Source organism: Oerskovia jenensis, assembly GCF_016907235.1.
In the GTDB taxonomy this organism is placed as follows: Bacteria; Actinomycetota; Actinomycetes; order Actinomycetales; family Cellulomonadaceae; genus Oerskovia; species Oerskovia jenensis.
Genome location: NZ_JAFBBO010000001.1, coordinates 1,969,892 through 1,982,718, shown reverse-complemented (window position 1 = coordinate 1,982,718; position 12,827 = coordinate 1,969,892). Strand labels below are relative to the sequence as shown.

Annotated in this window: 11 protein-coding genes; 8 read left to right on the top strand and 3 right to left on the bottom strand. The window is 73.9% G+C overall.

All coding sequences use genetic code 11. The features are described 5' to 3' along the window. Nucleotides 1–157 precede the first annotated feature (157 nt). Both JOD49_RS08905 and JOD49_RS08900 read left to right on the top strand, forming a co-directional pair. Nucleotides 158–859, top strand: a complete 702-nt coding sequence (locus JOD49_RS08905) for a GNAT family N-acetyltransferase (protein WP_205306873.1) — start codon at nt 158–160, stop codon at nt 857–859. A 287-nt stretch (nt 860–1,146) separates the two neighbouring features. Beyond that, nucleotides 1,147–2,136, top strand: a complete 990-nt coding sequence (locus JOD49_RS08900) for a PLP-dependent cysteine synthase family protein (protein WP_239525178.1) — start codon at nt 1,147–1,149, stop codon at nt 2,134–2,136. Nucleotides 2,137–2,179: 43 nt separating this feature from the next. Here the strand turns inward: JOD49_RS08900 and JOD49_RS20715 are convergent, their stop codons facing one another. Next, nucleotides 2,180–3,187, bottom strand: a complete 1,008-nt coding sequence (locus JOD49_RS20715; protein ID WP_205306871.1) for a DUF2599 domain-containing protein — start codon at nt 3,185–3,187, stop codon at nt 2,180–2,182. Between the two features lie 208 nt (nt 3,188–3,395). Between JOD49_RS20715 and purL the strand changes: the two genes are divergently transcribed. From purL to JOD49_RS08870, 5 genes are all read left to right on the top strand, one after another. After that, the gene (gene purL, locus JOD49_RS08890) at nt 3,396–5,771 is read left to right on the top strand and encodes a phosphoribosylformylglycinamidine synthase subunit PurL (protein WP_205306870.1); all 2,376 of its coding nucleotides are present in this window, start codon (nt 3,396–3,398) and stop codon (nt 5,769–5,771) included. 351 nt (nt 5,772–6,122) lie between these two features. Further along, a complete protein-coding gene (locus JOD49_RS08885; protein ID WP_205306869.1) occupies nt 6,123–7,208 on the top strand; it encodes an endonuclease/exonuclease/phosphatase family protein in 1,086 nt (361 codons plus the stop codon). 11 nt (nt 7,209–7,219) lie between these two features. After that, a complete protein-coding gene (locus tag JOD49_RS08880; RefSeq protein ID WP_205306868.1) occupies nt 7,220–8,209 on the top strand; it encodes an endonuclease/exonuclease/phosphatase family protein in 990 nt (329 codons plus the stop codon). A 9-nt stretch (nt 8,210–8,218) separates the two neighbouring features. Beyond that, entirely contained in the window at nt 8,219–8,578 is a 360-nt protein-coding gene (locus JOD49_RS08875; RefSeq protein WP_205306866.1) for a hypothetical protein, read from the top strand. A 65-nt stretch (nt 8,579–8,643) separates the two neighbouring features. Next, nucleotides 8,644–9,648, top strand: coding sequence for a hypothetical protein (locus JOD49_RS08870; protein ID WP_205306864.1), 1,005 nt, complete (start codon nt 8,644–8,646; stop codon nt 9,646–9,648). A 153-nt stretch (nt 9,649–9,801) separates the two neighbouring features. Here the strand turns inward: JOD49_RS08870 and JOD49_RS08865 are convergent, their stop codons facing one another. Further along, nucleotides 9,802–10,017: a helix-hairpin-helix domain-containing protein gene (locus JOD49_RS08865; protein ID WP_205306863.1), complete on the bottom strand. Its 216-nt coding sequence runs from the start codon at nt 10,015–10,017 to the stop codon at nt 9,802–9,804. Between the two features lie 146 nt (nt 10,018–10,163). Here JOD49_RS08865 and JOD49_RS08860 point away from each other — a divergent pair, with 146 nt between their 5' ends. Continuing rightward, nucleotides 10,164–11,144: a hypothetical protein gene (locus JOD49_RS08860; protein ID WP_205306861.1), complete on the top strand. Its 981-nt coding sequence runs from the start codon at nt 10,164–10,166 to the stop codon at nt 11,142–11,144. A 36-nt stretch (nt 11,145–11,180) separates the two neighbouring features. Here JOD49_RS08860 and JOD49_RS08855 read toward each other — a convergent pair whose 3' ends face one another. After that, complete coding sequence (locus tag JOD49_RS08855) at nt 11,181–12,812, bottom strand: ATP-dependent DNA ligase (RefSeq protein ID WP_205306859.1); 1,632 nt, start codon at nt 12,810–12,812, stop codon at nt 11,181–11,183. Between the last annotated feature and the right edge of the window lie 15 nt (nt 12,813–12,827).

Here is a 12,827-nt window from a genome sequence, read left to right as displayed (position 1 = left end):
TCGCGGCGCGTCGTGCGTCGTCGGCCCGACGGCGGGCCCCACCCGCGTGCGCCGGTCGCCCTGGTCGGCGCCCGCGCGACCGCCCGCGTCTGCGGGGTGGCGCGGGCAGGGGGGCACACCTGTTGACGCACCCCGGCCACCCGGCCAGGATGCTCCGATGGCACCCGACCCCGACGCCCCGGCAGGACCCGCCCTCGCACACCCGACGCGCACCGAGCTCTGGCCTCCGTCCGGCCTGCGCGTCGTCTCGGGGGACCTCGAGCTGCGTCACCTCGACGAGGACCTCCTGTACCGGCTCGCGGCAGTGGGCGGCGAGGGCATCCACGACGAGGGGTTCATGCCCTTCGCGTTCCCGTGGTCGCGCGGTTCGGCGGTCGAGGTCGGCCGCAGCATCCTGGCCTACCAGTGGGGTGCGGCGTCGCGGATCGCGCCCGCGTCCTGGGCGATCGAGCTGGCCGTGGTCCGCGACGGCGAGGTGCTGGGCGTGCAGGCGCTCACGGCGTCGGACTTCGTGGTGACCCGCACGGCGGAGTCGGGCTCGTGGCTGGGCCGCCGGTTCCAGGGGGCCGGCGTCGGCACGCTCGCGCGGCTCATGATCCTCGAGCTCCTCTTCACGGGACTCGACGCCCGGACGGCCACGACGTCGGCCTGGGAGGACAACGCTCCCTCCCACGGTGTCACTCGCAAGCTCGGCTACCGGCGCAACGGCGCGGAGACGCTCGCCCGAGAGGGCAAGCCGGCGGTCAACGTCCGGTACCGCCTCGACCGGGAGGACTGGGACGAGCGCCCGGAGGCGTTGCGCCCCGAGGTGACGCTCCACGGCGTCGGACCGGTCAGGGAGATGCTGGGCCTCCACTAGGGCCCGTCTCCCAACCCTTGGCTGAGGCAGGGCGGCAGACTCGTGGCCGTGGGTCGGTCCCGGGTGACACGTCCTAGGAGCCACCGGGGCACGCGGTCGGACCCGGCCGATCCCCGACGCCGACCGTAGGTCTGGCACCATGCCCGGCACCGAGGCCGGGGCGTCACATCCGCCCGCATCGCGAGACGTCCGACCCCAGGTCTCGACGCCGGGTCGTGCGGGGTGTGTGGTGCGGTTCCGACATGGTGCGCGACCCGCGTGCCGCACCGCCCGCGAAGGAGCCGCACATGCCCGCCCTCGTCAGCACCTTGACCGACCTCATCGGAGACACGCCCCTGCTCGAGCTCGCCCGCTACGGCCGCAACCGCGGTCTCGGCGCCCGCATCCTCGGCAAGATCGAGCTCCTCAACCCGGTCGGCAGCGTCAAGGACCGCATCGCCTGGGGGATCGTCCGTGACGCCGAGGAACGTGGCCTGCTGGGTCCCGGAGGCTCGATCGTCGACCTCACGAGCGGCAACACGGGGATCGCGCTCGCGGCCATCGCGGCGTCCCGGGGGTATCGGAGCACGTTCTACGTCGGTGACAACGTGAGCCCCGACAAGCTCGCGCTGATCCACGCGTTCGGCGCCGAGATCGTCCTCGTGGAGAACGAGTTCTTCCTGGATCCCGAGGCGCTGGACACGTTGCGCGAGCGCGCGGCGACCGAGCACCCCGAGGCGTACTTCACCGACCAGCTCGCGAACCCGGCCAACCCGCGCGTGCACTACGCGACCACGGGTCCGGAGATCTGGGCCGCGACGGGCGGCGAGGTCGACGTCCTGGTGGGCGGAGTGGGGACGGGTGGGACGCTGTCGGGGGCGGGGCGCTACCTCAAGGAGCGTCGGCCGGGGCTGCGGGTCGTGGTCGCCGAGCCGGGGCTCGGGTCGATCCCGTCGGAGGAGAACCTGTACCCGCGCGAGATCGACGGTGTCCACAAGATCACCGAGGCCGAGCCGCAGCAGATCCCCGCGAACTTCGACCAGAGCATCGCGGACGAGTTCATCGCGGTCGAGACCGAGGACGCGTTCGCCACGAGCCGTGCGCTCGCGCGCGAGGAGGGGCTGCTCGCGGGCACGTCGTCCGGGGCCATCGTGCTGGCCGCGACGCGAGTTGCCGAGCGTCCCGAGAACGCGGGCAGGACGATCGTGGCGATCCTGCCGGACTCGGCCGAGCGGTACCTGTCGGCGGGCATCTTCGACGCACCCTTGGGAACGCCGGAGGCCGCGTTGATCGGTTGAGCAGGTCCCGTCGGGGGTGGGCGCCGAGGGGTGGGCCTGCGGGTCAGGTCGGGTTGCAGCGCGCAGCGGCCGTCGCGAGGAACCCGACGTCGGGGCGCCACGGCTCCAGGTTCCACGTCTTCTTGTCCGTCGCGCCCAGGGTGTGGCAGTCGAACTGGTCGCGCATCGTCGTGGAGTCCGCCTCGGGCTCGTCCGTGACGAGCTGCGCCCACGCGGTCGCCTCGCCCACGAGGCCCGACTGCCGCGCCCACGGCGTCGGGTCCACGGCGAGCGAGCGCCCGCCCTCACGGTTCCCCCAGGTCGCGCTGCGCACGCCCTGTGCGCCGAGCCACGTGGTCACGGTCCAGGTCTCCGTGGCCGCGACCGGGCTGCCCGACGGCGTCGCCCCCGTGGCCTGCACGCGTACCTCCGCGCGGGTCGGCACCACGACGACGACCCCCGAACGGCCGGCCGCCCCGGACGCGTCCGTCGCCTGCGGCGCCGAGAAGCCGCCGAGCGGTGCACCTGCGGCGTCGAGGACGCTGACGCTCCCGTCGCTGTTGCGGACCAGGGAGCCGTCGGCGGGGGAGACGAGGTCGATCGTCGCCGGGGCCGAGGCGGCCGCCACGTCCGTGCCGTCGGCCGGGGCGTCGGTCGTGCCGTCGCCGGCCGACGTCGGCTCGGCACGGACCACGAACGCGACCCGGCTCGATCCGTCCTCGTCCGGGGTGACCGTGACCGGCGTCGTGGGGGAGGACCCGCCGCCAGGGCCACCGACCGCACCACCCTCGTCGCCGACCCCGTTCCCGGCCGCGGCCGTGTCGTCACCCGCGGCCGCCACCGGCACCGACAGCACCAGCTCGATCCCGTCGGCCGTGAGCGTCTGCGTCGTCACGGGCTGCTCGGTCGGGGTCGCCGGGCCGCCCGACGCGGCCCCCTCGGAAGCCGCGGACGTGGGCTGGACGGGGGCGACGCCGTCGGGCAGGGAACACCCCGTCAGCAGGACGGCCAGGACCGTGCCCACCACCGCGAGGGTCGCGCGCGGGCGAGGGAGACGAACGAGGGAGGTCACCGAGCGAGGCTATCGCCGCTCGCCGAGGGGGCCGTACCCCGCCGCCCGCGTGCCCGGGAACCGTCCGCCGCGCGCGTCCGTGGACGCCCGACCCCACCGCTCCCGACCGCCGGTAAACTGGCCGCACCTGTGCAGCCCCGTGCCGGTCGCCTCCCCGATGACTCGCTCGTCGAAACGCGCCGGCTGGCACGCCACCCCGAGGGATTCGATGACCGCCCCCAGCAACGCCCCGACGCCCGACGCCGCAGCGACCTCCGAGCACCGGCCGCACCTCGACACGGTCGAGCACGCCGCAGCCACCCCCGACGAGGCGCAGCCCTTCGCGGAGCTCGGCCTCAAGCCGGACGAGTACCAGCGCATCCGCGACATCCTCGGGCGGCGCCCCACGGCCGCCGAGCTCGCGATGTACTCCGTCATGTGGTCGGAGCACTGCTCGTACAAGTCGTCCAAGGTGCACCTGAGCACGTTCGGCAAGAAGACGACCGACGAGATGAAGAAGCACCTCCTCGTCGGCATCGGCGAGAACGCGGGCGTCGTCGACATCGGCGACGGCTGGGCCGTGACGTTCAAGGTCGAGTCCCACAACCACCCGAGCTTCGTCGAGCCCTACCAGGGTGCTGCGACGGGCGTCGGCGGGATCGTCCGCGACATCATCTCGATGGGCGCGCGTCCCGTGGCCGTCATGGACCAGCTCCGCTTCGGCGCGGTCGACCACCCGGACACGGCGCGCGTCGTGCACGGCGTCGTCTCGGGCGTCGGCGGCTACGGCAACTCGCTGGGCCTGCCGAACATCGGCGGCGAGCTCGTGTTCGACTCCTCGTACCAGGGCAACCCGCTCGTCAACGCGCTGTGCATCGGCGTGCTGCGCCACGAGGACATCCACCTCGCCAACGCCTCGGGCGTCGGCAACAAGGTCGTCCTGTTCGGCGCGCGCACGGGCGGCGACGGCATCGGTGGTGCCTCGATCCTCGCGTCCGAGACCTTCGAGGACGGAGTGCCCGCCAAGCGCCCCTCGGTCCAGGTGGGTGACCCCTTCATGGAGAAGGTCCTCATCGAGTGCTGCCTCGAGCTGTACGCGGCGCGCGTCGTCGAGGGCATCCAGGACCTCGGTGCGGCCGGCATCTCGTGCGCCACCTCCGAGCTCGCCTCGAACGGTGACGGCGGCATGCACGTCGAGCTCGACTCGGTCCTGCTGCGCGACCCGTCGCTCAACGCGGGCGAGATCCTCATGTCGGAGTCGCAAGAGCGCATGATGGCGGTCGTCGCGCCCGACAAGCTCGACGAGTTCCTCGCGATCACGGGCAAGTGGGACGTCGAGACCTCGGTCATCGGCGAGGTCACCGGTACCGGCCGCCTCACGATCGACCACCAGGGTGAGCGCATCGTCGACGTCGACCCCAAGTCGGTCGCCCACGAGGGCCCCACGTACCACCGCCCCTACGCGCGCCCCACGTGGATGGACGGGCTCAACGCGGACACCGTGGTTGCCGCCGCGCTAGCCCGCCCCGAGACGGCCGCCGAGCTCCGCGCGACCGCGCTGCGCCTGCTCGGCTCGCCCAACCTCGCGTCGAAGGAGTGGGTCACCAACCAGTACGACCGCTTCGTCCAGGGCAACACGGCCCTCGCCCAGCCCGACGACGGCGGCGTGATCCGCGTCGACGAGACCACGGGCCTCGGGGTCGCGCTCGCGACCGACGCCAACGGTCGCTACGCCAAGCTCGACCCGCGCACGGGCGCCCAGCTCGCGCTCGCCGAGGCGTACCGCAACGTCGCCACGACGGGCGCCCGCCCGCTCGCCATCACCGACTGCCTCAACTTCGGCTCGCCCGAGGACCCCGACTCCATGTGGCAGCTCGTCGAGGCCATCGAGGGGCTCGCCGACGCGTGCCAGACCCTCGGCGTCCCCGTCACGGGCGGCAACGTCTCGCTCTACAACGGCACAGGCGAGCCCGGGCAGATCGACTCGTCGATCCACCCGACGCCCGTCGTCGGCGTCCTCGGCGTGCTCGACGACGTCGCGCACGCCACCGGGTCCGGCTGGCGCGAGGCCGGGGAAGCCATCTACCTCCTCGGCACGACCCGCCCCGAGCTCGACGGTTCGGCCTGGGCCGACGTCGTCCACCAGCACCTCGGCGGCGTGCCCCCGCAGGTCGACCTCGCGGCCGAGCGCGCACTGGCCGAGGTGCTCGTCAACGCGAGCCGTGACGACCTGGTCTCCGCCGCGCACGACCTCTCCGAGGGTGGCCTGGTCCAGGGTCTCCTCGAGGCGTCGCTGCGCTTCGGCACCGGCGCCAAGGTCTCGATCGACGCTCTCGCGGCCCGCGACGGCGTGACCCCGTTCGAGGCACTGTTCTCCGAGTCCACGGCCCGCGCGCTCGTCGCCGTGCCGCGCGGTGAGGAGACCAAGCTGGTCGACGCGTGCGTCGCTCGCGGTGTGCCCGTCCTCAAGATCGGCGAGACCGGCACCGAGCCCGCCGAGGTCGCCGAGACCGGTGAGTCGCTCGAGATCGAGGGCATCTTCACGATCCCGCTCAGCGAGGCCGACCAGGTGTTCCGCGCGACGCTGCCGGGGATCTTCGGCTGATTCGCTGCTGAGCCTCCGACGGGGCGGGGTGCGCGAGGTCTTCCTCGGGCGCCCCGCCCCGTCGGCGTTCGCGATGCGGCTAGCTGGGGTCTGGAACCGTCCCGGACCCCAGCTGGCCGCATCTCGCGAACGTCGTGAGGCCCAACCCGGTGCGGCGGCTCGCCGAGATCGGGCTTGTTGTCAGTCGCGGGCCGCCTGGCCGACAACGGGCAGCATCTCGGAGGCCGACGACGCCCGCCCCAGGGCATCGCGGCCGCGTTCACAGGATCCCTCCGCGCGCTGCACCGGGTCTGCCCGTCGCCAGGGACCGACCGGCCCAGAACCGTGCGAACCGGTCGATAGGGTCGCTGCATGACAGGGGACAGCAGCGCCGCGGGGGAGATCGGCGCCTCGGAGGCCGAGCCACCGGCCGCCTCGTCCGTCACCCCACCTCCCGCACCCGCCACCCCGCCCGACGGCGCCCCCGCCCCGGCGAGCCGACGTCGCCCGGGTGGGCGCGCCGTCGGGCTGGGGCTGTGGGTCCTGGGCGGGATGGTCCTGGCCATGACGCTCGTGCGCGCCGTCCCGTACGACGGCGTCACGCCCCTCGCGCAGGTCGTCGGGGTCACGCCGTGGGTCGTCCCGCTCGCGCTGCTCGTGGCCGCGGCGGCCCTGGTCCTGCGGCGTCGGCTGCTCGCGATCCTGTGCGCGGTCGCGCTCGTGGCGCAGGTTGCGTGGGTCGGGCCGTTCTTCGTGCCCGGCGCGGGCATCGAGGCGGGTGCCCAGGGGACGCTGCGGGTCCTGACCGTCAACGCGTACTTCGGGCAGGCGGACGCCGCCGCGGTGGTGCAGATGGTCCACGAGCAGGACGCGGACGTGCTCGCGGTCGTCGAGCTCACGGCCGACTTCCACGACCGGCTCGAAGCCGCTGGGATCGAGACGGTCATGCCGCACCACGTCGACACCAAGGTGGGCACGGGGTCGCCCGGGAGCGGCCTGTGGAGCCGGACAGTGCTCTCCGACCCCGACACCAGCGAGTGGAGCACGTTCGCCATGCCCGCAGCCACGGTCGACGTGGACGGCACGCCCGTGCGTGTGACCGCGGTCCACCCCGTCCCGCCGCTGCCCGAGATCACGGGCGTGTGGCACCAGGAGATGGCCGACCTCGCCCGGCGCGCGCACGACGAGCCCCTGGCCCAGGTGCTGCTGGGCGACTTCAACGCGACGTACGACCACGCGTCGTTCCGCGCCGTCCTGGGCGACCGGTTCCACGACGCGACGCGCACCGCCGGGCACGGCCTGAACCTGTCGTGGCCCGTGGGGGAGCGGGTCCCGACGTTTCTCGACCTCGATCACGTCGTGGTCGACGAGGGCATGCGGGTCGACGACCTCTCGTCGCTCGTGGTCCCGGGTTCCGACCACCGCGCGCTCGCGGTGACGGTGCAGGTGGCGCCGTGAGCGTCCCCGTCGTGACCGCTGAGAGCCCGCCGTCGAAGGCCCGGCGTGCGGGAGCCGTCGCGTGGACGGTCGTGCTGTCGCTGTGCCTCGTGGGGGTGGGCGTGCTCACGCTCGCGCGCGCCCTGGGGGTCGACGGCGTCACGCCCCTCGTGCAGCTCGTGTCGCTCACGCCGTGGGTCGCCCTCGCGGCGCTCGTGGTGCTGCTGCTCTCGTTGAGCAGGCGGCGGTGGGTGCTGAGCGCGGTCGCGGGCGTGCTCGTCGTCGCGCACGCGGTGTGGCTCGTGCCGTTCTTCGTCCCAGGCCCGGGTATCGAGCCGGGTGCGGACGGGACGCTGCGCGTCATGGCGACGAACGCCCTCTACGGGCGCGCCGACGCGCGAGCCGTGGTCGAGGCCGTGCGCGAGCAGAAGGTCGACCTGCTGAGCGTCGTCGAGCTGAGCGACGAGTTCGCGGCAGCTCTCGTGGAGGCCGGGATCGAGGACGTGCTGCCGTACTCGTGGACACGGACCCACCCCACCGAAGAGGCGGCGGGCGGTGGCCTGTGGAGCGCGACCCCGTTGTCCGACGAGCGCGAGGGAGTGGCGAGCCGCTTCCGCCAGCCGAGCGCCGTCGTCGGGGTGGACGGGACGCCCGTGCGGGTCACGGCCGTGCACCCGCACCCGCCCACTCCCGGCGAGGTCGACCTGTGGGCGGACGACCTCGCGCTGCTGCGCGGCGCGGCGCACGCCGACCCCACGGCGCAGATCCTGCTCGGCGACTTCAACGCGACCGTCGACCACTCGGCGTTCCGCGACCTCCTGGGCGACCGCTTCGCCGACGCGACCCGCCTCGCGGGGCACGGTCTGCACCTGTCGTGGCCCGCCGACCGCCGCTACCCGCCGCTCGTGGACCTGGACCACGTGGTCGTCGACGCGGGCATGCGGGTCGACGACGTGGGGTCGGTCGCGATCCCGGGCACCGATCACCTGGCGATCCTGGCGACGGTCCAGGTCAGGCCCTAGGTTGGTGGCATGAGCGACGACGAGACCGCCACCACGTACGAGTCGCGGCTGCGCGACCTCCTGGAGCACCGCATGGAGTCGGGTCGTTCCCTGGCCGAGCGGGCCGAGCAGGTCGCGGCCGCGAAGTCGGCGCTCGAGGAGGCCGAGCGCGAGTACGCCACGGCGTTCGCCGACGCGCTCGCCGCGGGCTGGACCGAGGCCGAGCTGCGCAAGGTCTTCAAGTCCCTCGGGGTCCCGGTGCCGACGCGCCCGCGCCGCAGCAAGAGCACGGGCGTCAAGGCGCAGCCGCCGGTGCCCAAGCCGCCCGTCGTGACGGCGCTCGCCCGCCGCCACGACGACACCGAGGTCATCGACGTGATCACGGCCTGAGGGCCGCTCACCCCGGGGGCCCCGGCTACGCTGTCGCGGACCCCGGCCTACGTGAGGATGCCCTGATGGCGCTGTTCGGCTCGCTGTTCCGCAAGAAGTCCGACCCGTCCACGTGGGACGAGCTGTGGACGGTGCTCGCTGCGTACGGCGTGCGCGTGACGCCGTCGAGCACGCAGGCCTGGCTCCGGGCCGCAGCCACCATGGACCCCAAGATGCTCGCGAAGGCCAAGGACCAGCTCGAGCGGGCCTACGACCTGCTCGACACCGAGGCCGCCGCGCGCTTCGCGGGCGAGATCCCGTTCACGGGTCCGGACCGGCCGTTCGCGCGCCGCCGCTTCCTGCGCACGGTCGACGCCGTGATCGTGGCCGGTCCCGACGCCGTCGCGCGGGTCGTGGCCGACCCGTCGTACCTGCGGTCCTACGACTCGTCGCCCGCTGTCGCGCCGTACGAGACCCCCGACCCCGAGGGCTACCTTGCCGACCGGTGGGACGTCGAGAGGTGGAAGGACCCGCTGAACCGCATGATCTGGAAGGACGTGCTCGTGAGCCTCGGCACGCGGCGCGAGAAGTCCTGGCCGAGCCTCGCGGGGGATCCCGCGGCCCAGATGTTCCACCTCGATCCCGAGTACGGGTGGGTCGACGTCGACGCGTCGTCGATCGCCGCGGAGCAGGGTGCGCCGGTCGAGGCCCGCGACGGGTGGACCGGAGCCGGGATCGAGGCGAGCAGGCGGCTGCACGCGGCCCTCGGGCGCCCCCTCGAACGACCTGACGTGCTGGGGCTCGTCGCGGTCGTCGTGCTGTCGCAGGCCGAGTGGGACGACGAGGCCGAGGACGGGGACGAGGACGACGTGCGCGAGGGCGTCCTGAACGTCGGGATCGACCGGTCCGCGACCGAGCTCGACATCGCGCTCTCCGACGCGGAGTGCGCGATCACGGACCAGTCCGAGCGGGTCGCGCTGCTGGTCCGCCGTGCCGCGCACGCGCTCCTGGCGTTCGACCTGCCGTTCACCGGGGCGCAGGCCGCGGCGCTCGGCGAGCTGGCGGGACCCCGGGAGAGTGCGAGGCGCTGACGTGGCCCGGCACGAGATCGGTGACGACGGCGACGGGTTCGTGCCGAGGAGGTTCGGCTCAGCGGGATCCCGTCCCGCTGGGCGAACGCTGATCCCGCGCCGCCGACCTCGCTCCGCGGACACCCGGTCGCCGGCCGCGATCGCGACCCCGCGTCACCCCTCCCGGAACCTCGACCCCCGCTCGGCGAGCTCCTCGCCCAGGATGCGGATCGCCCGGGGCCCGACGCCGTGGATCGCGAGCAGCTCCTTGGCGGTCGCGCGCGTGAGGTCCTCGTAGCGCGTGTACCCGTGGTGGGCGAGCTCGCGCGTCGCGACCTTGCCGATGCGGGGCGTGAGGTCGCTGGGCGGGACGGCGGCGCGGTCGGTCATGGTGGTGCGTCCTCTCGGCTGGCCCGCGAGCGGGTGTGAGCTCCCAGCATCACCGAAGGGCGGTCTCGCCCGCGACCTCGCCCGGAGCTCCGTGCGTCGCGGACCGCTAGGCTCACCGGACCTGCCCGACGAACGACGGAGCTCTCATGTCCTTGCTCGCCCCTCTGCTCGGCAGGGCCTCTGCCGACCCGTCGCGCTGGACGACCCTGTGGGAGGTGCTCGCCCCGTACGGGGGGCGGGTGACGCCGTCGGGCATCGAGTCCTGGCAGCGGGCCGCCGGCCGCATGGACGCCGAGTCGCTGCGCAGGGCCGACAAGCAGCTCACCGAGGCGTACGTGCTGCTCGACACCGAGGCGCACGCCCGCGTCGTGGGCTACGTCGCTCGGGACGCCGTGTTCGCTCGGCGTCGCTTCGTGCGCACCCTGGACGCCGTGATCGTCGCCGGCCCCGAGGCCGTCGCTCGTGTGGCCGCGGACCCCTCGGCGCTGCGGTCCTACGACACCGTCCCGGTGCGCGAGCCCTACTCCGAGCCCGTGGTGCCCGTCGAGACGCTCGGGACCCGGATCGCCGCCGCGGCGGCGCGGAAGGGCATCCGTCGTACGTGGAACAACGAGGCGGTCGGGATGCTGGACCGCAGGCGCAGCAAGCAGTGGCCGAGCAGACCCGCGAGCACGGCCTGGCGCGACCCCGAGATCGGATGGCTCCACGTCGACGCGAGCACGCTGTGCGCGGACGACGGTCCCGAGGGCGAGGACGGGGAGAGGAGCTGGTACGCCGCCGGATCCGTCGCTGCGGGCCGCCTCTTCCGCGCGCTCCACGGCGTCGCGGGCGACGGGTTCGGCGACCAGCGGCCACGGCACCTGCGGGACGTCGAGATCGAGATCGACCTGATCCGCGACGAGGAAGGGAGTGACGACGCCGACCCGCAGGACGAGACGTCGTGCATCAACGACGAGGGCGTCTACCTGACGAGCTTCGTGCACCCCGAGGACGCGAGGATCGAGGAGTTCGACGCTCGGGTCGAGCTGCTCACCCGACACACGGCAGGAGCCCTCGCACACGCGGCCCTGGGATTCCCACCGGCCGAGATCGCGATCCTCCAGCGGGTCGCGACGAGCGGCGTCTGACGTGAGCCGCTCCGTCGCGGGCCGCGACGGAGGAGGTCACGCCAGCGCCCTGACCGTCTCGAGGGTGTCCGCCTCGTCGGCGGTCTTGTCGTCGCGGTAGCGCAGCACGCGCGCGAACCGCAGCGCGAGCCCGCCCGGGTAGCGCGTGGACCGCTGGAGCCCGTCGAACGCGATCTCGACGACCTGCTCGGGCCGCACGTGCACCACGTGGTCGCTGCGCGAGGTCTCGAGCGCGAGGAACCGCTCGGTCTGCCAGCGCAGCATCTCGTCGGTCATGCCCTTGAACGTCTTGCCGAGCATCACGAACCCGCCCTGGGGGTCCCGCGCGCCCAGGTGGATGTTGGACAGCAGACCCGTCCGGCGCCCCGACCCCCACTCGACCGCGAGCACCACGAGGTCGAGCGTGTGTCGCGGCTTGACCTTGACCCACCCTGCGCCGCGGCGCCCGGCCGCGTACGGCGCGTCGAGCAACTTCACGACCACGCCCTCCTGCCCCTCGCGCACGGCCTCGGCGAAGAACTCCTCGGCCGCACCGGGGGAGGAGGTCCGCAGGCGACGGACCGTGAACGACTCCGCGACCCGGTCGAGCACGTCGAGCCGTTCGTGCAGCGGGGCGTCGATCAGGTCGTCGCCGTCGGCGTGCAGCACGTCGAAGAAGTACGGGCGGAGCGCGAGCGCCCCTGCGAGCGCGGTCTCGCTCGCCTCGCCGCCCGGGCCGGGGGCGTCGCTCCCGCCGTCCGCTCCGGGAGCCTCGCGCGTGGCCGAGCGTGCGGCCGTCTCCTGGAACGGCCGGGCCACCCCGTCCGGCCCGACGACGAGGGCCTCGCCGTCGAGCACGAACCGCTCCGAGGCCAGGGAACGTGCGGCCGCGACGATCTCCGGGACGCGCGAGGTGATGTCGTCGAGCGAGCGCGTGAACACCCGCACCTCGGTGCCGTCGCGGTGCACCTGGATGCGGATGCCGTCGAGCTTCACGTCGACCGACACCCGGTGTCCCGGGTCGTCCGCGGTAGGGGAGGCGCCGAGCTTGTCGAACGCCGCCGCCACGTCGGGGGCCGACTGCGCGAGCATGGGCCGCACGGGGCGACCGACCTCGAGGCCGAAGCCGGCCAGGGCGGTGAGCGCCGCCGTCGGGCCTGACGCCTCGAGGGCCGCGCGGGCGACCGGGCCCGTGGCCCCGCGCAGCATGACCGCTCGCCGCACCGCGTCGACCGGGACGCCCGCGGCCTCGGCGACCGCGTCCACGACCAGCGCGTCGAGCGCGCCCTGCCGCAGGTCTCCCGCGACCAGGCCGCGCAGGAACGACTGCTCGCGCTCGGTCGCCGCCGCGAACAGCGCAGTCGCCGCCGCGGACCGAGCGGTGTCCGAGCCCGGACCCGCGAGCGCCGCCATCTCCTCGAACGTCGCGTCGACCGCCGCGACCGAGAGCGTCGGGGACGCGGCGGGCGGCGGCAGGGAGCGCAGCGATGCCCAGCCGAGTCCCGTGCGGCGCTGCCGCAGCTCGCCCGCGAGGTAGGACACGACGATCTCGACGTCGTCACCGGGCACGCCTGCCTCTCCGTGCGACGCGGCCCGGCGCAGCAGGTCGGCCAGCGCCGCACGCTTGGCGAGGCGCGAACGGGTGGCGGCGACGGCGTCGGACGTGGCGGCGACCTCGGCGAGCAGCATGTCTCATCCTCGCGC

Bases quoted from the DNA above. Each gene is read 5' to 3' on its own strand.
- JOD49_RS08905 (WP_205306873.1), top strand. From the start codon at position 158: ATGGCACCCGACCCCGACGCCCCGGCAGGACCCGCCCTCGCACACCCG.
- JOD49_RS08900 (WP_239525178.1), top strand. From the start codon at position 1,147: ATGCCCGCCCTCGTCAGCACCTTGACCGACCTCATCGGAGACACGCCC.
- purL (WP_205306870.1), top strand. From the start codon at position 3,396: ATGACCGCCCCCAGCAACGCCCCGACGCCCGACGCCGCAGCGACCTCC.
- JOD49_RS08885 (WP_205306869.1), top strand. From the start codon at position 6,123: ATGACAGGGGACAGCAGCGCCGCGGGGGAGATCGGCGCCTCGGAGGCC.
- JOD49_RS08875 (WP_205306866.1), top strand. From the start codon at position 8,219: ATGAGCGACGACGAGACCGCCACCACGTACGAGTCGCGGCTGCGCGAC.
- JOD49_RS08870 (WP_205306864.1), top strand. From the start codon at position 8,644: ATGGCGCTGTTCGGCTCGCTGTTCCGCAAGAAGTCCGACCCGTCCACG.
- JOD49_RS08865 (WP_205306863.1), bottom strand. From the start codon at position 10,017: ATGACCGACCGCGCCGCCGTCCCGCCCAGCGACCTCACGCCCCGCATC.
- JOD49_RS08860 (WP_205306861.1), top strand. From the start codon at position 10,164: ATGTCCTTGCTCGCCCCTCTGCTCGGCAGGGCCTCTGCCGACCCGTCG.
- JOD49_RS08855 (WP_205306859.1), bottom strand. From the start codon at position 12,812: ATGCTGCTCGCCGAGGTCGCCGCCACGTCCGACGCCGTCGCCGCCACC.